Genomic DNA, 23,400 nt, shown 5'->3' on the forward strand with positions numbered 1-23,400 from the left:
AGATAAATATCACTTAAAACAGCGCAATAAGATAGAGACTTTATTCAGTTTATTGAAAGGTCAGTACAATTTAGTGACAAGCAAAGCACGTAGTGTTCATGGATTTCTAGGAGGGATTTACGCGTCCCTGTGTGCATATCAACTGATCCATAAAAATAAGCCAACAATTCAAATTATGAAGTCATCGGCTTAAGCAGGATTCGGGTTATTTATAATTTTCTAAAAATTTTACTCTTTTGTAGTTTTCCTGAGCATAACAATCTATTAAATAAATCGGTGCTTCACGTCCTCCTTCTGCAGCTGAATATTCAGAGGTACATTTATATTTTCTATTCTTTAACCACAATCTCTGACTTCCTAATAATTTTTCTTTTTTAGTTCCTTTTAATAGTTTCATTCTTTTTTTATATTCTACATTTAATTTCTTATCTGAATCTAAATAACTTCTTGAAACACAATACATTAAGTCCTCTTGTATAGGACTTCCATCTTTACACTCTACCTCTAAGGCATCTGGATATAAGAAGTCTTCGGGAATTACTGCATAAGAATTTAAAGAAATAAATAAAAGATTCAGAATAAATAGTTTACTTATAACATTCACATTTTAATCCTTTTTCAAAAATTTTTGCTTCTTCTTCCCTTCTAGCTTGCAGTCCTCTATTAGCTTTTGTAGTCCATAATCGTTTCATACTTCTTAACAACGAAGGAACCTTTTTTCCATTACTTTTAAGATCATCTTGGATTTCTTTCATTTCTTTACGACGATCTCCTTTTAAGCCTATATACCTGTTGTACACAAGAGATAAAATAGCTCCTTGGCAATGAGGATGATATTTCAAAATATCTGGATAAACTTTTAATGTATCTTCCGCATACCTTTTTTTTACTATCATTACCATTTGATAAGCTTTATCTTTAGTGATGGTAATATCAGAAAGGCTATCTACTAATTTTTGTGCTGCTATTCCCTTTTTTCCTTGAGCTTTGAGTAATCTTTGAATCTGACTTGAAGTATAATAGGAAGCTAAATCTTTTTTAATTTGGTCTCCACTTTGGTGACCTAAATCATAGCCATATCCTAAAGTTACACCACTTTTACCATCTTGCCCTTTACTAGGCACATAAGGCTTAGATTCATATTTTTCCCATTTTAAAATTGCATCAAGGGCTTCTTTTGAAATAATCATTTCTCCTAAAGAAGTTTCAAAAGTATAAGTTTCTACCACACATTCTGGAGGACAAATTTTCTTAATATTCTTGTTTATGATCGGTTCATTAGACCTTGTACTTCCCTCAGTTATATCGACATCTAATTCCAATTTATTAGAATCTTCTTTCATTCTTTTAGAGTAATAATTATTGGCTTCTAAAGGCTTTCCATCTGGCTTAAATACTGTAATCTTTACTTTTTCTCCAACCATACTTTGAAGTGAAAATTTTCCACTAGAAGTATTTAAAACCTTCTTTATTCCATTTTCCAAATAAAATATTTCAATTTTCGTATTTTCAATACGATAGTCATTTCCTAATCTGTCTACAATTTTGAAACTTGAGACACTTTTGAAGTTTTCATAAGATTCATCTAGTTTAATTATTATTGGTGTTTGGGATCCATTCCCAGAGTTAACAGAACTTTTTAAAGTAAATTCATCATTCGAAGTTAAAACCAAAATTTCAATATCTCGATTAGGTGAAGATAGGACTTCTACAATGCCCTGTTCATTTGAATTACGTTCAAATAACTTTTTACTTCCTTTAGGACGAGAGGTTACTGGGAAATTTATCAGGATTTTCTCTTTACTATCTATAATTTTAAATAAAGTTGTCACTATCCCTTTTGAAGTAGTGTTAACTTTTTTCTGTTGATATTCTTCTATACTTTTTGGTAAAGGTACTTTTACAGGGTCTTTTCTAGAAGAAACTATTGAAGAATTAATAGTTTTAACAACAATATAATCTTTAGTATTAGGCGGTTGAGCTAGAATTTCTACAGTTCGATTCGGCGAAGCTTGAAAGATAAATAGACCGTCTTGATCTGTCTTATTGATATTCTCTCTAGATGAACCTTTATAACGCGATTTTACTTTTAAATTGATGACATACTTCCCTGATGCATCATAAAGTTTGGATGTAATAGTGACTAACTGACTCATTATTCAGTATCCTCTTTAGTGTATACCTCATCCTCAATTTCCTCGTTTTCTAGGTCCTCCAATAACTCATCAATATCCTCTTTATTTAGTTCTTGACGTAGATATGTTTGACAAGAATTAAACCCAAAAGCTATAAAATCTGTTTTTTGAGAGGTATAGAACCGTAGAGTACTTATTTGATTTACTTCATTTAGCAGGGATTTTTTGCTTTTAATTAATGTTCCATCCTTCTTATCAACAATGAAAATTTCTTTTTCTCCTTCACAGGCAGTATTCCATTGATAATTAATTCGATTACTAAATAAAGTTTCCATTTTTGGTAGACTTATTTTTTGTTCAATAATATTTTGACCTTCTTTAAATATATGCTGACCCGCTTTACACTCAAACTTTCCACCTGTTACTCCAAATACACCTTGTCCATTAATCTTTAACTGAGAACCACCAGCAGTAAGCACAATTTCTTTAGGGCTTATAATTTCAATTCGTTCTTCAGTCGAAATAATTTTTATTTTTTGACGAGCAATTGTTTCTATTGCGTCATCTTGTGCCTGGAGTTCGACCTTCCCCTTTGCCGCAATGGCTTTTAATCCTTGTTGGGCTGCAAATAAACTGATCTTGTCCTGAGAGTGAGCAATCAAAGATTTCTGTGTGGAAAAATTAATATTATCCGCAGCACTGTGGTTAATCTGCTGATCAGCTGAAAGATACAGATCTTCATTAGTTGAGAGTGCAATTGAATTCGGTGCACACAGCAGCATTAAAGCCTGTTTAAAGGTTTCAGCCTTGCTTTGATCTTGCTGTTCAATCTGATCCAGAAATTTTTTCAGATGATCTAACCCTTCTAAGGGATCTGTTTGCTGATTTTTGGCAATCTCACTTAAGGCTTTACTATGATTCAAACTAGATTCAAGCTGGCTTTTCGCAGGACTGGCATTTAAGTGATTGGCATTGGCATTTTCTTGTTTATAGGTAGAGAGAAGCAAGCCAGCTCCCGCTCTAAGTGATCCCCATTGATCTGTTCTTAACTCAAAGCCCTCACCACGCCCGTCGCTAGCCTCATCTTCTTTTGGATGACTTAGATTTCCTAAATTTAGCTGACTGGCCCCATGACTACTTTGCAGCTGTGCACTAATCTGTCCAGTTGTATCATCGAAGCGAAGCTGGTTAAAACCTTCACCCTCCACCTCTTGAGAACGGATACCACTTAGTTTTTTAGTGAATGGCAACTGCCCCTTCTTATCAAACATAGTTTGATAACGTTCAGCTTCATGAATACGTCCAACAATAAAGGGACGATCAATATCCCCTTCGAAGAAATCAATCACTACGATTTCCCCGATACGTGGATGGAATCGGGCGCCATAACCTTCACCTGCCCATGGCGTTAGCACATCTACCCAGGCCGAATCAGTGTCATTATCATTGGCGCCAGCACCACCATCATGCTGATGATCTTCACTACGGGTAAATAAAAAACGAACCTTCACGCGTCCCCATTCATCGACATAAATAGTCTCACCTTCAGGCCCTACCACTTTCGCCCGTTGTGGATAGGCCACGGGCCGATGTTGTAGTGGATGATATTCAGGTATCACCAGAATATCTCGACGAATTAAATACAGCTCATTGCCTTGTCTCTCATCATCCAGAACTTTCCAGTGACTGGACTGCATGAGCTGATCCAGCTGTAGCAAAATGTCTTTTGGTAAATTATTCTGGTTATAGAAGTGTTTGCCCAAAATTAAAAATTTACGCTCATTGCGCGGATGTTGATCAATTTCAGGATGATCATGCAGTTCAAACCAGTAACCTACTTGGGCATCACGAACACTACTGCTGGCCTTAAAATATTTGGACTGCATGGCATGAAAGTGACTAAGTTGCTGACTGAGTTGATCCAGTTGAGCTGGACTGGATGATGTAGCCTGATCTTCTCTATTTAGGTCACTGGTCCAAGCTGGGCTGATGTTCCAGACATCTTCCAGATTTAAACTAGTATGATCCTGAACACTACTCTGCTGAATATTCACCAATCGCTGGTTTTGCTCCTGCTCCAGATCTATAGCTTGCCAGCGTTGCAATCCAACATTGTTTGGCACTAATTGGCGCTCAGCAATTAGGCTGGTGATAGTATCGAATTGCTCAGTTGCATGACTGCGATGGAAGCGGATGGAACGGCGCTTTAAGGCTTGAAAATATTGCTGCTCATCAACAAGACGCAGGACTTGTGGCTGAATGGTTCGAGCTGATATTGAAATGATTAATTCCTTTTCATCAATCAGCCAGTTAATACCCTCACTACGCCATAGGCGGGTCAGAAAGTCATAATCACTTTCATTGGACTGTATGACCAATGGCCGTACATCATATTCACGATTTAGTCCGGAAAGATCCAAACTTAAACTTTGCGCAAATAAGCCACTTCGCTTTTGCCATTCAGCAAACAAAATTTCACTGATTTCTTTGACACTTTTATTCAAAAACACACGACTATTACGGCGTTTATGCCAAAGTGAAGTCGCATCTTCGAGAGTCAGCTGATAGACACTTAAAGCACCATCGCTATGACCCTGTTTAGCTGCGGTAATGATACCTGTAGTTCGGAAAAGCTCACCTTGATCAGTGACCTGATCAACAGCAACCTGACAGCCAATAAACTGTTTTAAAGCAATATAGGGATGAGTGGATAGACAAAGTAATTCAGCATGTAGCCCCTCATTGATCCAGTGCCTGCCTTCAATACGCTGAATCAGAACCTGAGAATTTAAAATTTCATTAGAAAATCGGAGATGAAGTGCACGCTTCTGTGAGCTTAGACCCAAGCCTTCAAGCACCGTATAAATACTCTGTAGCATTTTATAATTATTATTTGAGGTTATTTTTATCGCACTGATTTTAGGGAATAAGCTTAGAACAATCCATCTTGGTATTTATTTCACATGAATTAACCACGAATAGCCTTAACCTGACCTTATATTCTCTATGCTTATGAAATAGAAGATGTATTCTGTTTCAACCTTTTCGATTTTTCTGATTATTTGCTGATTCACTTACTGCTACACTGAAAGCCGAATACTTTATATCTCCTACATCATCCTCGATTACAGGATAAGCCAGAGGCCAAGGACATGCTTGAGTTACATTCTAAACTTCCCAATCTGGGCGTTACTATTTTTAGTACTATGTCGGCCTTGGCACAAAAACTCGGAGCAATTAACCTGTCACAAGGTTTTCCAGATTTTCCTGCTCCACCGCAATTGATTGAAGCCCTCAGTCGGGCGGCTGAAAATGGTTTTAATCAATATGCACCGGGTGATGGTTTACCAGTATTACGTGGGCTGGTCGCTGATCTTTATCAGCATCGTGACCAGCTCATTCTAGACCCGGTAGATGAAATCACCATTACTCCTGGCGCAACGATTGCAATCTTCTGTGCAATTCAGGCAACGGTACGGGCGGGTGAAGAAGTCATTATTTTTGATCCCAGTTATGACAGCTATGCGCCAAGCGTGAAGCTGGTCGGTGCCAAACCGGTACATATCGCTCTGGAATATCCTGGTTTTTCTGTGGACTGGAATCAGGTCAAAGATGCAATCAATGACCGTACCCGCATGATTGTAGTGAATACACCGCATAATCCCACCGGAACGGTATGGACAGAGCAAAACTGGCAACAGCTGATTGAACTGATTCGTGATCGTAATATCGTGGTTCTGTCTGATGAAGTTTATGAACATCTGGTATTTGATGAAGTTCGTCATCATTCTGCAGCATCATTTCCGGAACTCCGTGAACGCAGTTTTGTGATTGGTTCTTTTGGTAAAACCTTTCATGTGACCGGCTGGAAAACTGGTTTCTGTGTTGCACCGCCAGCCTTAATGCAGATGTTCAGACAGATTTACCAGTTTGTCAGCTTCTGTGGTGTAACGCCAATTCAGGTGGCTTTGACTGAATATATGCAGCTACATTCTGAACATATCCATGAGCTGTCCGGTTTTTATCAGGCCAAACGGGATTTGTTTAATCATGCACTGACAGACTCCCGTTTTCACTGGACGCCATCACAAGGCACCTATTTCCAGAATCTGGATTACAGTGAAATTCGTCCTGATCTGGATGCACTGTCGATGTGCCATTATCTGGCGAAACAACACGGTGTTGTGGCGATTCCGGTATCAGCATTTTATCAGGAGCCGCCTAAAGATTTACACTTATTACGCTTCTGCTTTGCCAAAAAAGATGAAACCTTGATAGAAGCAGCACAGATTCTTTCCAAAGTTTAAAAAAATAGACTTATTGGTTACTGAAAAGCTAAGGCGTTCTTGATGCGGATCAAGGATAATTTAGTCCTGATAAATATATGAAAAATCAAGAACAGGATGTCATATGGCACAGCAAGCATTGGTTCACCAGCAGAATTTATGGAAAACATTTTTTATTTTCCTGTTACCGCTGGTCGTTACCAACATCCTGCAAAGCCTGTCCGGTACGATTAATACTGTTTTTGTCGGGCAAATGCTCGGCGTGCAAGCAATTGCCGCTGTGGCAGTATTTTTCCCGATTCTGTTCTGTCTGATGGCTTTTGTGATTGGTCTCTCTGCAGGTTCTACGGTTCTGGTAGGACAAGCTTGGGGTGCCAGAAACCTGGAAAAAGTGCGCTGTGTAGTTGGCTCTACCCTGTTTATGACGCTGATTGGTGGCAGCCTGATTGCCCTATTGGGTGTATTTTTTGCTGAAAATATCCTGCAACTCTTGGGTACAGATCCGGATGTGATGCACCTGTCTTTGCCTTATGTGCAATGGATGCTGGCCGGTAGTCCTCTGATTTTTATTTATATTATTTATACTTCAATTTTACGTGGGGTCGGAGACAGTACTACACCACTATTTGCCTCTGCCCTAACGATTGGTGTGGGCTTGGTAGTAACACCAGTCCTGATCGCAGGTTATTTCGGTTTTCCTAAAATGGGGATCATTTCTCCAGCAATTGCAACCATTCTGGGCAACTTGGCTGTTCTGTTATTTCTCATTCTCTATTTAAATTATAAGCGTCATCCTCTAAGACCAGACTGGGCGTTGATCAAAGATATCCGTCATCAGCCCCAGCTCAGCAAGATTATCCTGCGCTTAGGTATTCCGACCGGAGTTCAAATGGTGACGACTTCAGTCGCTGGTCTGGTCATTGTAGGTCTGGTCAACCGTTATGGTGCAGAAGCGACGGCGGCCTATGGTGCCGTGAATCAGGTGCTGAATTATATTCAGTTCCCTGCCCTTTCTATTGCCATTGCAGCTTCAGTCTTTGGGGCACAGGCCATTGGTGCTGGTAAAAATGATTTGCTCAATAAAGTGACTCGAACTGCCTTAAGTATGAATATCTTGTTCACAGGTAGTCTGGTAATTCTAGCTTATCTGTTTTCTAAATATCTCATGGCTTTGTTTATCACTGACCCGCAGGTCGTGGTATTGGGTCAGCAACTTCTCTTCATTGTCCTATGGTCGATTCTGTTCTTTGGTGCTAGCGCAATTTTTGCTTCGATCATGCGGGCCAGTGGCACAGTGACAGTCCCGATGTTGATCAATATCATTGCCATTATTGGCATTGAAGTACCAGCTGCCTATATGTTCAGCCGCTGGTGGGGTTTAGAAGGGATCTGGTACGGTTATGCCTTGGCCTTTGTCTGTCTTTGTATTATGCAAGGCTTGTATTACCAGTTTATCTGGAAGAAAAAAACCATCGAGGCACTGGTTTAATCTTCCGGCCTGAACTACTGAATAAACCTAGCAAAGCACTTCTAAATAGCGTATTTCCTGCTTAATCCATATTTTTTATATGGATTCATTTTTATTATATTTTTCAGCCATGAAGATCCTTGTTATAAGCAGTATATTGCATAAAAACACAAGGTCTTCTCATGGCTAAACGACAAATTAAACTGGGTGCTTTTATTCCAACGACTTCGCAACATGCGGCAGGTTGGCGCCATCCTGAGTCTCGTCCTCAGGATCATTTAAGCATTGATTATGCGATTAAATTAGCGAAAACTGCTGAACGCGGCCTGTTTGATGCCTATTTCCTTGCAGATGGTCTGGCAGTCAACTGGAGTCATGGCGCTTCCAAACATAATAAGAAGGTCGGTTATAGCGATAAAGTCGTGGGCTTTGAACCAGTCACCTTATTCGCAGCAATTTCAGCCGTCACCCAAAATATTGGTTTTATTGCCACTGCTTCTACCACCTATGAAGAACCGTATCTGTTGGCACGAAAATATGCCTCTTTAGACCATATCAGTAAGGGTCGTGCCGCCTGGAATGTTGTCACTACCATATCTGCTGAAACCGCGCGGAACTTTGGTTTTAGTGCACATCCGGATGCCAAAGTCCGTTATGAGCGCGCGGATGAATTTATTGAAGTTGTACAGAAGCTCTGGGATTCCTGGGAAGATGATGCATTCCTCTATGGCAAAGAAAATGGTCATTTCTTTGATACATCTAAACAGCACGAACCCCTGCATAGCGGCAAATATTTTAATGTCAAGGGTGCACTCAATGTCTCTCGTCCGCCACAAGGCTATCCAGTGATTGTTCAGGCGGGCCAATCTGAAGATGGACGTGAGCTGGCCGCCAAATATGCCGAAGTGATTTTTACTGCCCAGCAAAGCCTGTCTGATGCACAAGCCTTCTACCGTGATGTTAAAGGCCGTCTGGCTAAATACGGTCGTCATCCGGATGATTTAAAAGTAATGCCGGGGGTCTCTGTCTTTGTAGCTAAAACTGAACAGGAAGCCAAAGAAAAATATGAATTACTGAGTCGTCTGATTCATCCAGATGTCGGTTTGGGCTTACTGTCTGGTCTGGCAGGGGATATTAATCTTTCAAACTATGATTTGGATGCCCCATTTCCTCTAGAAGATATTGAGATCAAGTCTAGCCGTCAGCAAATGATGTTTGAGATTGCTGCGAAGCATCGCTTTAGTATTCGCCAGCTATATGAATATATTGCCTCTGCTCGTGGTCACTGGACGCTGATCGGGACACCTGAACAGGTAGTCGACCAGCTACAGGAATGGTTCGAAAATGAAGCGGCTGATGGTTTTAATGTCTTGCCACCAACGACACCTGCCGGTCTGGATGACTTTGTAGATTTCATCGTGCCAGAACTACAACGTCGTGGTCTATTCCGGACTGAATATGAAGGTACAACTCTGCGTGAAAACTTAGGACTGAAACGGCCAGAAAATCAGTATGTGATTACGCAACAAAATACTGCGGTTGCCTCTTAAACCATCCATTATAAAAAATGCCCGATAGGGCATTTTTTATTTCTTTAAGTTAAGCACTGGGGTAATTGGTGCTAGTGGAAATGACAACTATGGGCGAGGTTGTGTCGCTGTTGATTTCTGTTTAATTTAAAATGAATGAAGACCCTAGCCTACCAGCAAAACTGACCAGAGCTTGTAAGTAGCAGCTGTTGATCCTTCACGATTGAGAAATTTAATACTTTTAGAATTTCTTTTTTCAACTGCTGTAAACGCGTATTCTGGCGCTTGCGTGGATAAGATAAAGACACCTTTAAAACCTGTTCGATTCGTCCAGGATTAGCCTGCATTACCACAACTGAAGTGCTCAGTAATAAAGCTTCAGCAATATCTTGGGTCGCTAAAATCACGGTAATTTTTTTGGCTTTCCAGATTCGCTGTAATTCTTCATGCAGATGATGACGCATCAGCGCGTCCAGTCCAGCAAAAGGATCATCTAATAATATATCCGGTTGAGTAACCAGGCTTTTGGCAATGGCCACTTTCAGATTCATGCCAGCAGACAAGTGCGATGGATAAGCATCCTTAAACGGCGTCAGTTGCAGCAATTCCAGCTGTTCCTGAATTCTTCGATTTTCCTCTTCTTTACTTAAAGGGATTTGATGTAAGGCCATGCGGATATTTTCCGTCACACTGAGCCAGTTAAACAGTCGATGATCCTGATAGACAATACTGAGATTTGGAAGATGTTCAGCTGGCTGTTTTCCCTGAATCAGAATCCGGCCCTGTTGATGCTGCTCCAAGCCCATTAGTAAACGTAATAATGTGGATTTACCGCAGCCAGCATGCCCTACCACACTGACAAAATCACCTGCATGAATATCCAGATTAATATCTTCGAGGACCTGGGTCTGCTGATCTGGTGCGGTGCTATAACTTTTATATAAATTTTGAATCGTGATTCTACATTGAGAGTGCTCCGTCATTTTTCCTCACCTTTTGCTGCAATACATATTTAATGATTGTTCTAGACTGGATCTATCCTGTTTATGAACTTGGATAAATTTCTGTCTCTTTTAGATCTGCTGAAAATAGGACTCTTTTGACTATAAAAGAGTTTAGGGTAAGGAGTTATCTTGATTTTTTATTTGGTTATCAAAAGCATGTATAGATTTTAATAGTTAGATATAAAATTATATATTTCAATAACTTAAAATTTCTTTTCTTCTAGAAAACGTTATTTAAAATATTCCGAACAACCAAATCGCAACAATGCTTAGGGCAATAAAAAACCCGCGAATGCGGGTATTCAAATGGCTCTGCTTACCAGGCCAATTTATATTGTTCTAATTCATGCGGCACAAGCTCGACCTGATCCTGGAAGTCAAGCAAGATGTCATTTTTAATGGCCGCCAGACGGTAGTCTTCACGTTTACGCGGACGTTCCAGATCCACTTTCACAATACGTTTGATTCGTCCCGGATGGGGTTGCATTACCACTACGCGATCACCTAACAATACCGCCTCTTCTACATCATGGGTGACCAGAATAGAGGTGATCTTTTCCGACTGCCAGATCCGCTGTAATTCCTGTTGCAAGTTGGCCCGAGTCAAGGCATCCAAGGCACCAAAAGGTTCATCCAGTAATAAAATTTGTGGACGATTCACCAGACTACGCGCAATTGCCACACGCTGGCTCATCCCCCCAGACAGCTGACTTGGATAGGCAGTTTTAAACTGGCTCAATTGCACCAGTTCCAGATGATAATCAATGAGTTCCTGCTTTTCGGCTTTGCTCAGGCCTGATTTTTCCAGCGCTAAAGCTACATTCTGCTCGACACTCAGCCAAGGGAACAAACGGTGATCCTGAAACACAATACCGCGATCCAGACTGGTGCCCTGAATCGGTTTGCCATCAATCAAAATACTGCCTTGAAACTCGGCATCAAGGCCCACCAAAAGCCGCAATAAGGTTGATTTACCACAGCCACTATTACCGACAATACTAATGAACTCGCCTGGCTGGATATTCAAATTAATCTGATCTAATACCTGCAACTCTTCCCCATCTTTAGGGAAGAACTTGTCGAGTTTCTGGATCTCGACATGACCCTTAATATTCACCTGTTGATTCATGTTGTTATCTCACATCTTTTATTTATTGGCCGCCTGACGCCAGCGTAAGTTATAGTTTTCAAAGAATTGTGCTGCCTTGGAAAATAACAGCCCGACAATCGCAATAATGGCCATGCCATATAGCACCACTTCCATCTGGAACAGGTTCTGTCCGTCCATGATTGGATTGACCACGCCAACCGAGGACACAAAAAAATACTCCGCGCCCACAGTCGCCACCCATGAAAATACCAGCGCAATATTCAAACCGGCAAAAATACTTGGGGCTGCTGCGGGTAAAATCACTTTAAAAAAAGTACGTACCGGACTGAGCTGGAAGATCTGCGCCACTTCTTTAATTTTGACCGGCACATTCTTGACCCCGTCATAGGTATTAAAGAACACCGGATAGAACACGACTAAAGCAATAAAAATCACTTTTGAGACTTCACCATGTCCAAACCACATGATCATCAGTGGAACCCAGGCAAATACAGCCACGTGTTTAATGGCGTTCAGCGTTGGAGAAAAGATTCGATCCAGCCAGACGTTTAGACCCAGGGCCAAACCCAGCACTGCACCCATCACTCCACCGGCAATAAATCCTGCCGTGTTGCGAAGTAGACTGGCGATAATATTTTCTGTCACCTCGCCTGCCTGCCAGCTTTCTACAAAGGCCTGCCATACAGCAGCTGGCGGCGCCAGTAAAGCAGGATCAATCCATTGTTTTGCGGTCACGATCAACCAGGCAACCCACAGAACCAGAGGAATGACCCAGCCGCGATAATCTATTTTTTTCATGATATTTTCCCTATCTAGCCTGATCCCAACCACTGAACTGTTTTTGTATGAGGCGGATAATGACGTCAAAGCCAAATCCCACCAGTCCAATCACCACTACAGTTGCCATCACCACATCGAGCTGGAAAATCTGACGGCCATAGACCATCACATAACCGATCCCTTCACTTGAAGCCAGCAGTTCTACTGCAACCAGAGCGCCCCATGAACTTACCAAAGATAAACGTAAGCCACCGATAAAACTGATAAAGGCACCCGGCAGAACCACATTTTTAAATCTGGACCAGGTGCTCAACTGATAAACTTCCGCGACTTCGGTCAATTGCTGTGGAATATTGCGCACGCCTTTAAATACATTGATGGTCATCGGCACCAGCGCGGCTTTAGCAATCAGAATAATCTTGAGGGCTTCATCAATCCCGACCAGTAAAATTAACAGTGGAATCCAGCCGATCACGGGTACCAGATTAATGGCTTTGAATGTGGGCCAGATATAGGCTTCTGCTCGACGTGATAGTCCCATGGTCAGACCTAAGACCAGTGCCAGTACAATGCCGGCACTGAACCCGTAGCCAATCCGGCTCAGACTGACACTCAGATTGCTCCACAGTTCGCCGGTTTGATACAGATCTTTCAGGGCCACCCAGACCAGTTCAGGTGCAGGGAGCAATAAAGGGTTCACCCAGTTCCGTTCTACCGACACATGCCACAGATAGAGCAGCGCGATGGGGAAAAGTGCTCCGATTCCCCATATGAACACCTGATTCTGTTTTAAAAAATTCAGAATACTTTTTCGGTTCAATCTGGATGCAGCATTGTCCTGTGTCGGTGTCTTGGCTGTTTCAAGCTCGATTTCCTGTAACATCACTCAACCTCCTCAACTCAAGGGCATGATGGTTATTGCCCATTGGCATTCAGAGGTTTCCAATAGTTCTGTAAATTTAGCGTTTTTAAAGCATTATTGACATACTTCGGCTCAATCCAGGAGTCGACATCAATATTGCCGCGAATCAGTTTCAAGTCTTGACCCGCTTTCAGTTTTTTCTTAATTACAGCAACGTTGAAAGCATCCAGAATCGGAGCACTATGACGTTTTAGATCCACACCATCATTGGCACGCACAAAAGTGTTATAGGAAAGGCCTGATTTCGACCATATTTTGAACAATTCAGTTTTATTGGCTGGGTTCGAATCCCAAGCTGCCTGTTTGACCAGCACATTCACAACGCGCTGTACGACTTCGGGATACTTCTGTTCAAATTTAGAATTGACCAAAATATAACCCGAACTCTGATACTGTGCCGGTTCCTTTTTAGAACTATAAATCAGCTTAGCAACACCGCGATCAGTCACAGGGAAAATCGACTGGTTGGTAAATAAAGCATCCAGATCACCACTTGCCAGTGCTGAATAGCCGACTGGACCATCTACATTGACAAAGCGGAAATCTTTTTCAGTAAGTCCATGTTTTTTAATAATCTGGTTTAAAGCAAGATGCACGCTGGTTCCACGGAAGAAACCAATACGTTTGCCTTTTAAATCTGCCCAGCTTTTGGCTGATGATCCCGGTGCAACCACCAGGTAAGTATTATCATGTGTACCGCCCGCTAAAATCAGCTTGGTATCCAGACGACTGGCCTTACCAATCAAAGCCGGTAAGTCTCCTAGCCAGGTAATATCTACCAGGCCATTGGCATAAGATTCATTGATCGCAGGACCTGCACCTTTGAAGTTGTTCCACTGTACTTTAATCCCGTCTTTCTGGAATTCTTTTTCCAGCAAACCTAAGGTTTGTGTGGTGGAATAAAAGTTGCCGTAGCCCACCGGGCGGCTACCGCTGCCGACTAATGGAGATGCCAGGCGAATCACGGTCGGTTTGGCTTCTGCTGCAAAGGATTGAACAGCAGGCACCAGTGTTGCTGTAGAGAGAAGGCCAGCAAATAATACTTTTGACCATTTAAACATGTGAAAATTCCTCAAAATATAAAATTAGAATCCATACTGGAATTGTGCGACCAGTTCGTTATAGCTCTTGTTTGTAATGTCATTGTTGACATGGTTCAGGTTGATCTGAAACTTGGTGGTTTCCGCAAAGAATGCATTCAGGCCCAGACTGTGAATATCAACAGTTTGATCGGCTAAATTCTTGTCACGATCAATGGTGTCGTAGCGATAGAAGGCTTGGTAAGACTTTGGCCACCAGTCGTCATAACGGCCCTGATTACGGAATCCTTTGACAAACTGCTCACCAAAGTTCCAGAACAAGGTACCTGTGTGCGACTCACTTTCACGCTTATAGGTCTGTGCAGTTTGTGAAATGTAGGTGTCATCTTCACCTTGTACATATTCATAGGTCACACCGAATGGATGGTGGTTATAGTAAATATCGAAGCCTTTACGCAGCACATCGCCCTTACCAGCAAAGGCCGCGCTGGTACCATCAATTTCAAATAGATTGCTCTTGCCTTGATACCAGGACAGACCAAAACTCAGTTCACGCAGCCATGAGTTATATTCCGCAGGCAAGGTATAACGCAGACGTCCAATAAAGTTTTTGTCATCATTGTCATCCGATTTATTGGCTCCATTACCATTCATCAGACCAAAGGCATAGCTAATCATTGGCGAGCGATAGTTATATCCATAGTCCACGGTTGGTAAGGCATCCCCACGTACAATCAAGCCGACTTCACGCAGTGCCAGTCCATAACCTAGGCCCGGCAAACTGAACAAGGCATTGTTAATGGTAGGTTTTAGGTCTTCAGTGGCCTGAACTTCCTGGCCAAATGGTAACAGTTGCTGACCTAAAGTAACGCTCAAGCGCCCCGTGTCGGCACTTAAGGTTGGCAATACGTGATAAGTCAGTTGCGCATCCAATAAGTTCAAATAACTGTTATTGGTTCCTGTCTGTGGAGAAGTACCAAAACGTAGATTGAAATCCAGGTTCTTGCCTTCTTCATAGTCTTTGTACAGATTGCCAATAAAACCAATTTGGACTGCACCTAAATCAAACGAAGAGTGACGGTCTTGAACTGCCATCCCGGTATTGGTGCCCGTAGGTGGAGTGCGCTGTGCTTCATCGATATAAGAAGCTTTGGCCTGCACGACTCCATTAATCAGCAGCTGACGTGTTGATAATGCCGTTTTGGTATCGCGGTCACGTTGTACCTGATATTTATAGTTTTCCAGATCGCTTTGCAGACCTTGCAACTCGGCACGTGTCACAAAGCTTTGGTCATCATCAGATTCAGTTTCTGCATCAGCAGATAGTTCAGCCTCATCAGCAGTAGTGGCTTCTGTAACGGCTTCGTTCTGATTCTGAATCTGCGCTAACTGGGTTTTTAATTGTTTTAATGACTGCTCGAGTTGACTGACCTGTTGTTGTAACTGACCTACCTCCGCATCTGCATGCGTTAAGCCAATACTCGCGCTTAGCAGAGTCAGTACCGTTGCCCCTTGTTTAAAATATTGCTTCATACAATCGACACACCTACAGTTTTGCCAGTGAAACATCAGTCGATTTGATCAGCACAATCACCTGACTTCCTATCTGCAAATCCAGCTCTTCTACAGAACGTGTCGTAATTACCGAAGTGAAAATACCCGAAGCAGTCACCACATCGACTTCAGAAACCACATCACCTTTTACAATTTCCTGAATAGTACCTTTTAACTGGTTACGCACATTAATAGATTGAATTGTCATTATTAATTCCTGTTGTTTTGGTTGGAATTAATATGCATGATTTTTAATATGCAGAAAAATAATATAAATAGATTTTGATATATTATTTTATAAAATCTATTTATATTATTTTAAATCCAGTTAATCTGATAATTTAAATATTCTTTGTTTTTAATCACGATATTTTCATATTGCCAATCCAGAATATTTTGACTTGCCAGGTTCTTTATCTCTTTATTAATGGTTTGGCGTGAAGCAGAGAGTAAATCTGCTAAATCATGCTGGGAGATCTTGAGTTTAATTTCAGTTCCCAGAGGATGAGATCGACCGTACTGAATCGAAAGGTCATGCAAAACCTTGCATACTTTTTGATGTAAATTAGCGACTTGCAGGAATTTGACCTGCTGGATCAGATATTGCATCCGATGGCTGAGAATATTTAAAGCATCCTGCTTTAAGTGATTGTTATCATTTATTTCTTCTATAAATATATGCTGTGGAATTTGCAGGACCTTGACCTGATTAAAAGCATAATAATCATAATCAATCACTTGTGTATTGAGGCAAGGAAGCAGGTTAATCAGATGCTTTTCCGAGAAATAATTAAAGGCATGAAAACGACCTGATGGGCTTAAATATCCAATCTGGATAATCCCATCAAGCAATATATATAAAGCAGTATGGCAATTTTCTTTATTTAATATCAAATCGCCTTTTTGATATTTTCGAATCGTTGAATATTTTAAAATATAATCCAGCTTATCCTCAGAGATATTTTTAAATATATTTTTTAATATGTCATAATCCACATTATTTTTTGCAGTATGAATTTTCATAAAATGATCCACCCTATATTTTATTTAAATATTAGATGGATCATTAATGACTGGCGAATCATTTATTCTTGATTCTTTAGCTATTTATATGCAAAGTTTCCAATTGAATAAGAATTACTTATGAAACTTTTTCATAAATACCGTCTTCGCTGTTATAGCGGAAGTTGCTAATGTCCTGCTTGACATCTTTACGCAGTTCACGGCTTGGACGGCCATCCACACCGACTGGCACATCACCCTCTAAAGTTACACGGCGTACTACACGGTGCTGGTCACCATAATCATTAATCGCACGGTGTTGCGTTGCACGGTTATCCCAGATTGCCACATCACCTGCACTCCAGCGCCAGCTGACAATATTTTCCAGCTTCTCTACATAACTTTGGAACAGGTCGAATAAACGGCGTGATTCACTTGAGCTATAACCGACGAAGCTCTTAAAGAAATGGCCCAATAACAAGGTTTTTTCACCTGTTTCAGGATGAACGCGTACTAATGGATGTTCAGTTTCATATTCAGTTGAATTGAAGTAGTTTTTATATTTTTCCAAAGCTTCTTTTGGAACACTGACTTTTGCAGCATAGTCAAAGTTGTTGCTGTGAATCGCACGCAAGCTATCCGCCAGTGTTTTCAGTTCTTCAGGTAAATCATTGTAGGCAGCGGTTGTATTTGCCCATACGGTATTGCCACCTACTGCGGGTGCAACCACGCTACGCAGGATAGAAGCTTTTGGATAGGCATCAATAAAGCTGATGTCCGTATGCCAGCTGTCTGCACGTGCACCGCGTGAATCAATTTCCAGAATATGTGCAGAGCCATCTTTTACCGGTACAGTCGGGTGATTCAACGGTGTGCCTAAACGTGCTGCAAAGGCTTCTTGAGCGACATCATCTAGATGTTGCTGATCTTTAAAGAAGATCGCTTTATGCTGCAATAATGCCTGGTTGATTTCATTCACCACTTCATCAGCCAAATCCGCTGACAGTTTTATGCCCTGGATTTCAGCGCCGATACGGCCACCAATTGGTTGTACCTGGATGTGTTTGTATTCATAAGCCATGATCATTTCCTCTATCTATAATTATGTCGACCTTCGGTCTGTGAAATCATCATGCCGAATCGGCTTATCTAACGCTGTCAATTTATTGACATTCTTATGCACCATTTTTGATTTATAAAATACTTTAGCTGCTTAAGTTTTCGGGCATAAAAAAACCCGCTTACGCGGGCTTTGATCAGATCGTTTTAAGCTGACTTTTTCTTCTGCTTGCCGAGGCGGGTAGCTAAAGCCGTGACCTTCTGATAGCCAGTTGGCATGAGGCGCTGGATTAAATCAATTGCTTTGGCATCATTCCCAATCAGCAGACGGCGTTTGTCTTTTTGCACCGCGTCCAGAATTTGACGCGCTGCTTCTTCCGGTGGACAACGCAGCAGCTTATTGAAATTCTGTGCAGATTTTTCCGGGTGCATTCCCAGACTACGAATACTGTCATTCATTTTCGCTGCAATGGCGATATTGGTACGGATTCCGCCTGGGTGTACACAGAGTGCGCTTACCCCGCAGTTTTCCATATCCAGCTCCTGACGCAAGGATTCGGTAAAACCACGCACGGCAAATTTAGTGGCATTATAAGCAGACTGGGTTGGCTGGGCAGTTAAACCGAACAGGCTGGAAATATTGATGACATGACCATCACCGGTTTTCTTGATTAAAGGCAGGAACTCTTTGGTGCCATAGACCACGCCCCAGAAGTTAATGCCGACGATCCATTCCAGCTCTTCATAGCTGGCGCCTTCTACGGTAGAACCGAGTGCCACACCAGCATTGTTAAAAATCATATTCACGCTGCCATGATCTTTCTCGACCTCAGCGGCCCAAGCATGCATTTCTTCCAGATTAGCCACATTGACCTTTTTGGTTGTGACACGAACATCAGTACCTTGTAGCAGCTCAACTGTTTTAGCCAGACCCTGTTCATTCACATCACTGAGTGCTAAATGACAGCCCTGCTTTGCTAAAAGCACTGCAAGTTGCTGGCCGATACCTGAACCTGCGCCAGTAATGGCCGCGACTTTATTATGAAAATTTTTCATTGAATTTCCTTGATTAAAACACTGCCCTTCCATGACAGCCTGTTTTTCTGTCGCATAGGGATACAGCACATTGTTTCAATATAGTTTTGACAATCCATATTGTCAATAATTCCAGCATGTCTCTACGGGCCAATTTTCAAGCTTGAATTTCAGCATAGGTCAAAGCCGGATTTATTGATAAGATACTTAAAATCTCAAGCACATGAGTCTATGGTCTTTATGACGGATGCAGTAAATTCAGGACAAAAACTAGCAAGTAAAAGTAAGGAACGCCAGTTTAAAGGACTTTCCATGGCTGAGCGTCAGCAGGCACGTCGTGAAAAGCTGATTGAGGCCGGAATCGAGGCGTATGGTCGTCATGGTTTCTTTTCGGTCACTGTGAAGGATATCTGTAACGAAGCCAAACTGACTGAACGTTATTTTTATGAATCCTTTAAGAAAAGCGAACATCTGTTCCAGACTATTTTCCTCAAGCTGATTGACCAGTTACAGCAGAATGTCATGCAAGCCATGATGCAGGCTTCTTCTGATCCAAAGAAAATGATCGAAGCCGGTCTGACTGCCTTGCTGACGACCTTACGTGACAATCCGGGTATGGCACGAATTATTTATATCGATGCGATGCTGGTTCAAGAACTGCATAATCAGGCCACGATTCATGAAACCATGGGCCGTTTCGACCGTATGATTCAGGCCTTTGTCATGCTGATGATGCCGAACCTGAATCGTTCTGAACGAGAGATTTCTCTGGTCTCGACCGGACTTAATGGTTATGTCACCCAAATTGCGATTCGCTGGGTCATGAGCGGCTTTAAACAGTCACTGGAAGAAATTCTGTCTTCCTGTAGCTTGGTGTTCTTTGCTTTATTAGACACTTTAGGTACAGAAAAACCGGCGGATCCGGTTAGATAATTTTTAAATCAGGATAAGGTCTATGTAGATCTAGCTCTCAGTGATCTACAAGATTTTGAACTAAGACCCTCTTATAAAATAACAGCTTAAATTGTGACAAATCTTTGCGGAAGGCCACGAAACTACCTATTCTGCAATGATACTGTCATAATTAATCTTTGTAATAAGCCTGTCATAAATATAAAACGGTCCACCGTTTGCATGAAATAGGGTATTGCGCTGTGAAAGATGACTACATTCTAATTGTTGATGATGAACTGCCGATTCGTGAAATGATCCATACTGCTCTGGATATGGCGGGCTTTCAATGTTTACAGGCAGAAGATGCCAAGCAGGCTCATCAAATGATTGTGGACCAGCGTCCAGCATTGATTTTGCTGGACTGGATGATGCCGGGTGGCGTCAGTGGTGTCGATCTCTGTCGTCGTCTGAAACGCGATGAAAATCTGTCCGAAATTCCAGTCATCATGCTAACTGCACGTGGTGAAGAAGATCATAAAGTTCAGGGACTGGACGCCGGTGCCGATGACTATATGACTAAACCATTTTCGACCCGTGAGCTGGTTTCACGTATTAAAGCTGTTTTGCGTCGCTCTAATGCCCTCAGCGGTGAAAAATCCATTGATGCTAACGGACTGGTATTAGACCCAGTCAGTCAGCGCGTGAATTTTGGCAGTACTATACTGGATATGGGACCGACTGAATATCGTCTCTTGGCATTTTTCATGACCCATCCGGAACGTGCTTATACCCGTGCGCAATTGCTGGATCAGGTCTGGGGTGGCAACGTCTATATTGAAGACCGGACCATTGATGTGCATATCCGTCGCCTGCGTAAGGTACTTGAACCTTATGGCGCTGACCGTTATGTACAAACTGTGCGTGGCACCGGTTACCGTTTCTCGACCCGTGCCGATGTTGCACTGGGTTAATTGTTTTTTAGGTAAATCTTGTTTTATGTATGAGCCCTATCCTGTTCCCGAACTGTCACACGAGCACAAAAGACTCCGTTACAGCAGCCTATGGGATTTTGCCAAGCAAGATTTACGTCTCCTTCTTCTCTTCCTGGTGATTGCCAGTTGTATTGGCCTAGGCATCGGCTATTTCTGGATCTGTATCGTTCTGGCCTTTGTTGCCTTCTTTGGCACACAGTTGCGTTCACTCTACCTGGTCAATGAATGGATCTCGAACCGTCCCTATGATGTACCGCCAAATATTAACGGGATCTGGGGGGCTTTACTGTTCAATGTCTATCGGGCCCAGCGTCAGGAACGTGTCGTTCAGGCTGAAATGGTCGAGCTGATTGACCGTGCTCAATCCTCGCTAGTCGCCCTACAAGAGGCTGTGGTACTGATTGATGAAAACCAGCAGATTGAATGGTGGAACCCGGCGGCAGAACGGTTACTGGGGATTGGTCAGGAAGATCGCGGCCGCAATATCCTGAGTTTGTTACGTCAGCCAAATTTCATTGATTACTATCATCATATTGATGATGCACCTGATGGCCTTAAAATGAAGTCTTCGATATTCGAAGATCATTATGTGCAAATCAAAATGACCCGTTTTGGCGGTGAAAGTCGTTTGCTGGTCGCCTATGATGTAACCCGAATGCATAATCTGGAACAGATGCGTAAGGACTTCGTCGATAATATTTCGCATGAACTGCGTACACCTTTAACTGTGCTCAGCGGCTATATCGAAACCTTTACCGATCAGGAAGATATTAGCCCGCGCTGGAAACGTGCCTTTGACCAGATGCAGTCCCAGACTCGTCGCATGAATGCACTAGTGAATGACCTGTTGCTGCTATCCCGTCTGGAAAATGACAAGAATATTGCCAAGAACCAGATTATTGACATGCCGAATCTGATGAACCAGCTGTTTGATGATGCGCAAGCCTATAACGTGGATTATGGCCATACCCTAAATCTGGATATTGATAGTCACTGTGACCTGATCGGCTCAGATATGGAAATTGCCAGTGCCTTCAGTAACCTGATTACCAATGCTATCAAGTACACGCCTAAAGGTGGAACTGTCACCATGGGCTGGCATGATGATGGTGAATCGGCCTATTTTGTCGTAGAAGATACCGGAATTGGGATTGATCCTAAACACTTGCCTCGCTTGACCGAACGTTTTTACCGGGTAGATTCTGACCGTAGCCGCCGTACTGGTGGCACAGGACTGGGTCTGGCGATTGTGAAGCATGTACTGATGCAACATCAGGCTCAGCTCGAAATTGATTCCCATGAAAATCAGGGATCCACCTTTAAGGTGATTTTCCCTAAAGAACGTCTCAGTTTCCCAGACTGATTCAAAAATAAAAAAAGGTGCAAATCGCACCTTTTCTTTTTTAGCGAAGGCTTTAAGACTTTAATGCCTGCTCCTTGGATAAGGCCCGGAAATAAGCCGCACGATGCGAGATCCGTTCCAGATAGGCTTGAATCGCCGGATAGCTTTTACCGGTACGGCTTTGCATGGCTTCAAGTGGGAAGCTCATCTGGATATCCGCAAAACTGAAACGACCGGCAAAATATTCATGCTGGCTTAAATAATCTTCCAGAAACTGGATATGGTCTTTTAGACGGCTTTGTACAAACTGCTTTTTTACCCCTTCACAAATTGTTTTAGCCACGGGACGAACCAGAAATGGCACTTGCTCAGGAACTTTGGTCATCACCAGTTGCATGACCAGCAAAGGCATCAAAGACCCTTCTGCATAATGCATCCAGTAGCGGTATTGCGCCTTGTTCTCGGCACTGATCGGCTGAAACTGATGGGTCGAATCATAGGTTTCTTGGAGATACTCCAGAATGGCGGCAGACTCAGCCAGTACCAGATTCTGATCTTCCAGAATCGGGGCTTTACCCAGAGGATGAACCTGTTTCAAAGCAGGCGGAGCAGAATAGTTAGGCAGGCGTTTGTAATACTTGATCTCATAATCAAGTTCCAGCTCTTCCAAGGCCCACATGATTCGAAATGATCTTGATTGTTCGAGATGATGTAAAACACGCATATTAGACTCATGATTTTATTGTTATTACTGCGTGAGCATAGCAAAAAGTCTGGCTCTAACTAAAGAGTTTATCAGTCTACTTACATTTTCCCTACCGGATATAGCGTACTCTCTTTTAGCTTAAATCAGGCTGGTCCGAATCTCCAGACTGCGTAACAGGGTTTTGGTCACCGGGGTTTTGGCACAAATCTCCAGAATTTTCTGCTGCAAAGCCGAATCATGAGTAATATCGAAACTTAAGCGTCGTTCAATCCATTCCTGTCCTTCTTTATTGGCAAAGAATTCTGCTTCAACCTGAAAGTCGCCCAGTTCAATGTCCTTATGTTTGGCATACATGCGCAAAGTAATCATGGTGCAAGAGATCAGACTGCCTAAAAGCAGATCATAAGGTGCAGGACCTGCATCCTGCCCACCGAAGGATTCCGGTTTATCGGTCAGATAATGATGCTGACCATGACTGATTTCTCCCTGCCACGGTATGGTTAAGCTCTGTATTTTGGCAAGTGCGATACGGGCCATACTG

The 23,400-nt window shown here is 42.2% G+C and carries 21 protein-coding genes and 1 pseudogene; 7 read left to right on the plus strand and 15 right to left on the minus strand.

Going from position 1 to position 23,400, the window contains the following annotated elements:
• A pseudogene (locus FTV18_RS12485) lies at window positions 1-193 on the plus strand (IS982 family transposase); the annotation flags it as partial.
• A 12-nt stretch (window positions 194-205) separates the two neighbouring features.
• Here the strand turns inward: FTV18_RS12485 and FTV18_RS12490 are convergent.
• The 3 genes from FTV18_RS12490 to FTV18_RS12505 are packed head-to-tail and all read right to left on the minus strand — an operon-like array spanning window position 206 to window position 5,014.
• Window positions 206-604 carry a lysozyme inhibitor LprI family protein gene (locus FTV18_RS12490; protein ID WP_159124140.1) on the minus strand — a complete coding sequence of 133 codons (399 nt, stop codon included), beginning with the start codon at window positions 602-604 and terminating at the stop codon, window positions 206-208.
• Window positions 588-2,156, minus strand: a complete 1,569-nt coding sequence (locus FTV18_RS15765; RefSeq protein WP_257218600.1) for a pesticin C-terminus-like muramidase — start codon at window positions 2,154-2,156, stop codon at window positions 588-590. The genes FTV18_RS12490 and FTV18_RS15765 overlap by 17 nt, the downstream gene beginning before the upstream one ends.
• A complete protein-coding gene (locus FTV18_RS12505; protein WP_180018335.1) occupies window positions 2,156-5,014 on the minus strand; it encodes a type VI secretion system Vgr family protein in 2,859 nt (952 codons plus the stop codon). Before FTV18_RS12505 ends, FTV18_RS15765 begins: the two co-directional genes overlap by 1 nt.
• A 273-nt stretch (window positions 5,015-5,287) precedes the next feature.
• Between FTV18_RS12505 and FTV18_RS12510 the strand changes: the two genes are divergently transcribed.
• The 3 genes from FTV18_RS12510 (at window position 5,288) to FTV18_RS12520 (ending at window position 9,439) form a co-directional block, all read left to right on the plus strand.
• Window positions 5,288-6,442: a methionine aminotransferase gene (locus tag FTV18_RS12510; protein WP_180018338.1), complete on the plus strand. Its 1,155-nt coding sequence runs from the start codon at window positions 5,288-5,290 to the stop codon at window positions 6,440-6,442.
• 103 nt (window positions 6,443-6,545) lie between these two features.
• Window positions 6,546-7,910: an MATE family efflux transporter gene (locus tag FTV18_RS12515; protein WP_180018340.1), complete on the plus strand. Its 1,365-nt coding sequence runs from the start codon at window positions 6,546-6,548 to the stop codon at window positions 7,908-7,910.
• Window positions 7,911-8,071: 161 nt separating this feature from the next.
• Entirely contained in the window at window positions 8,072-9,439 is a 1,368-nt protein-coding gene (locus FTV18_RS12520; RefSeq protein WP_180018341.1) for an LLM class flavin-dependent oxidoreductase, read from the plus strand.
• Window positions 9,440-9,588: 149 nt separating this feature from the next.
• Here the strand turns inward: FTV18_RS12520 and FTV18_RS12525 are convergent, their stop codons facing one another.
• The 10 genes from FTV18_RS12525 to FTV18_RS12570 all read right to left on the minus strand — a co-directional run bounded on the left by FTV18_RS12525 (window position 9,589) and on the right by FTV18_RS12570 (window position 18,946).
• A complete protein-coding gene (locus tag FTV18_RS12525) occupies window positions 9,589-10,401 on the minus strand; it encodes an ABC transporter ATP-binding protein (protein ID WP_180018343.1) in 813 nt (270 codons plus the stop codon).
• Between the two features lie 337 nt (window positions 10,402-10,738).
• Window positions 10,739-11,551, minus strand: coding sequence for an ABC transporter ATP-binding protein (locus FTV18_RS12530; RefSeq protein ID WP_166138948.1), 813 nt, complete (start codon window positions 11,549-11,551; stop codon window positions 10,739-10,741).
• 18 nt (window positions 11,552-11,569) lie between these two features.
• Window positions 11,570-12,331: an ABC transporter permease gene (locus FTV18_RS12535; protein WP_180018345.1), complete on the minus strand. Its 762-nt coding sequence runs from the start codon at window positions 12,329-12,331 to the stop codon at window positions 11,570-11,572.
• A 10-nt stretch (window positions 12,332-12,341) separates the two neighbouring features.
• Window positions 12,342-13,196, minus strand: coding sequence for an ABC transporter permease (locus FTV18_RS12540; protein ID WP_180018370.1), 855 nt, complete (start codon window positions 13,194-13,196; stop codon window positions 12,342-12,344).
• 32 nt (window positions 13,197-13,228) lie between these two features.
• A complete protein-coding gene (locus FTV18_RS12545) occupies window positions 13,229-14,296 on the minus strand; it encodes an ABC transporter substrate-binding protein (RefSeq protein ID WP_166138954.1) in 1,068 nt (355 codons plus the stop codon).
• Between the two features lie 24 nt (window positions 14,297-14,320).
• Window positions 14,321-15,808, minus strand: a complete 1,488-nt coding sequence (locus FTV18_RS12550) for a hypothetical protein (RefSeq protein ID WP_180018347.1) — start codon at window positions 15,806-15,808, stop codon at window positions 14,321-14,323.
• A 13-nt stretch (window positions 15,809-15,821) separates the two neighbouring features.
• A complete protein-coding gene (locus tag FTV18_RS12555; protein ID WP_159124130.1) occupies window positions 15,822-16,037 on the minus strand; it encodes a molybdopterin-binding protein in 216 nt (71 codons plus the stop codon).
• Between the two features lie 110 nt (window positions 16,038-16,147).
• Complete coding sequence (locus FTV18_RS12560) at window positions 16,148-16,852, minus strand: Crp/Fnr family transcriptional regulator (protein WP_180018349.1); 705 nt, start codon at window positions 16,850-16,852, stop codon at window positions 16,148-16,150.
• A 118-nt stretch (window positions 16,853-16,970) separates the two neighbouring features.
• Window positions 16,971-17,912: a TauD/TfdA family dioxygenase gene (locus tag FTV18_RS12565; RefSeq protein ID WP_180018351.1), complete on the minus strand. Its 942-nt coding sequence runs from the start codon at window positions 17,910-17,912 to the stop codon at window positions 16,971-16,973.
• Window positions 17,913-18,097: 185 nt separating this feature from the next.
• Window positions 18,098-18,946, minus strand: coding sequence for an SDR family oxidoreductase (locus tag FTV18_RS12570; protein WP_180011597.1), 849 nt, complete (start codon window positions 18,944-18,946; stop codon window positions 18,098-18,100).
• A gap of 219 nt (window positions 18,947-19,165) precedes the next feature.
• Here FTV18_RS12570 and FTV18_RS12575 point away from each other — a divergent pair, with 219 nt between their 5' ends.
• The 3 genes from FTV18_RS12575 (at window position 19,166) to phoR (ending at window position 22,174) form a co-directional block, all read left to right on the plus strand.
• A complete protein-coding gene (locus tag FTV18_RS12575; RefSeq protein WP_179992733.1) occupies window positions 19,166-19,858 on the plus strand; it encodes a TetR/AcrR family transcriptional regulator in 693 nt (230 codons plus the stop codon).
• A 221-nt stretch (window positions 19,859-20,079) separates the two neighbouring features.
• On the plus strand, window positions 20,080-20,790 hold the full coding sequence (gene phoB / locus FTV18_RS12580; protein ID WP_159124126.1) for a phosphate regulon transcriptional regulator PhoB: 711 nt from the start codon (window positions 20,080-20,082) through the stop codon (window positions 20,788-20,790).
• Between the two features lie 25 nt (window positions 20,791-20,815).
• Window positions 20,816-22,174, plus strand: coding sequence for a phosphate regulon sensor histidine kinase PhoR (phoR, locus tag FTV18_RS12585; RefSeq protein ID WP_179992734.1), 1,359 nt, complete (start codon window positions 20,816-20,818; stop codon window positions 22,172-22,174).
• Window positions 22,175-22,226: 52 nt separating this feature from the next.
• Here the strand turns inward: phoR and FTV18_RS12590 are convergent, their stop codons facing one another.
• Entirely contained in the window at window positions 22,227-22,877 is a 651-nt protein-coding gene (locus tag FTV18_RS12590) for a glutathione S-transferase (RefSeq protein WP_180018353.1), read from the minus strand.
• Window positions 22,878-22,997: 120 nt separating this feature from the next.
• Window positions 22,998-23,396 (minus strand): OsmC family protein, encoded by a 399-nt coding sequence (locus FTV18_RS12595; RefSeq protein WP_159124123.1) that lies wholly within the window; start codon window positions 23,394-23,396, stop codon window positions 22,998-23,000.
• Between the last annotated feature and the right edge of the window lie 4 nt (window positions 23,397-23,400).

It is taken from the genome of Acinetobacter sp. YH12241, from assembly GCF_013417535.1.
Lineage (GTDB): Bacteria > Pseudomonadota > Gammaproteobacteria > Pseudomonadales > Moraxellaceae > Acinetobacter.

Bases quoted from the DNA above. Each gene is read 5' to 3' on its own strand.
- FTV18_RS12555 (WP_159124130.1), bottom strand. From the start codon at position 16,037: ATGACAATTCAATCTATTAATGTGCGTAACCAGTTAAAAGGTACTATT.
- FTV18_RS12590 (WP_180018353.1), bottom strand. From the start codon at position 22,877: ATGCGTGTTTTACATCATCTCGAACAATCAAGATCATTTCGAATCATG.
- FTV18_RS12520 (WP_180018341.1), top strand. From the start codon at position 8,072: ATGGCTAAACGACAAATTAAACTGGGTGCTTTTATTCCAACGACTTCG.
- FTV18_RS12535 (WP_180018345.1), bottom strand. From the start codon at position 12,331: ATGAAAAAAATAGATTATCGCGGCTGGGTCATTCCTCTGGTTCTGTGG.
- FTV18_RS12560 (WP_180018349.1), bottom strand. From the start codon at position 16,852: ATGAAAATTCATACTGCAAAAAATAATGTGGATTATGACATATTAAAA.
- FTV18_RS12515 (WP_180018340.1), top strand. From the start codon at position 6,546: ATGGCACAGCAAGCATTGGTTCACCAGCAGAATTTATGGAAAACATTT.
- FTV18_RS12530 (WP_166138948.1), bottom strand. From the start codon at position 11,551: ATGAATCAACAGGTGAATATTAAGGGTCATGTCGAGATCCAGAAACTC.
- FTV18_RS12540 (WP_180018370.1), bottom strand. From the start codon at position 13,196: ATGTTACAGGAAATCGAGCTTGAAACAGCCAAGACACCGACACAGGAC.
- FTV18_RS12505 (WP_180018335.1), bottom strand. From the start codon at position 5,014: ATGCTACAGAGTATTTATACGGTGCTTGAAGGCTTGGGTCTAAGCTCA.
- FTV18_RS12550 (WP_180018347.1), bottom strand. From the start codon at position 15,808: ATGAAGCAATATTTTAAACAAGGGGCAACGGTACTGACTCTGCTAAGC.
- FTV18_RS12510 (WP_180018338.1), top strand. From the start codon at position 5,288: ATGCTTGAGTTACATTCTAAACTTCCCAATCTGGGCGTTACTATTTTT.
- FTV18_RS12570 (WP_180011597.1), bottom strand. From the start codon at position 18,946: ATGAAAAATTTTCATAATAAAGTCGCGGCCATTACTGGCGCAGGTTCA.
- FTV18_RS12595 (WP_159124123.1), bottom strand. From the start codon at position 23,396: ATGGCCCGTATCGCACTTGCCAAAATACAGAGCTTAACCATACCGTGG.
- FTV18_RS12525 (WP_180018343.1), bottom strand. From the start codon at position 10,401: ATGACGGAGCACTCTCAATGTAGAATCACGATTCAAAATTTATATAAA.
- phoR (WP_179992734.1), top strand. From the start codon at position 20,816: ATGTATGAGCCCTATCCTGTTCCCGAACTGTCACACGAGCACAAAAGA.
- FTV18_RS12565 (WP_180018351.1), bottom strand. From the start codon at position 17,912: ATGGCTTATGAATACAAACACATCCAGGTACAACCAATTGGTGGCCGT.
- FTV18_RS15765 (WP_257218600.1), bottom strand. From the start codon at position 2,156: ATGAGTCAGTTAGTCACTATTACATCCAAACTTTATGATGCATCAGGG.
- FTV18_RS12545 (WP_166138954.1), bottom strand. From the start codon at position 14,296: ATGTTTAAATGGTCAAAAGTATTATTTGCTGGCCTTCTCTCTACAGCA.
- FTV18_RS12575 (WP_179992733.1), top strand. From the start codon at position 19,166: ATGACGGATGCAGTAAATTCAGGACAAAAACTAGCAAGTAAAAGTAAG.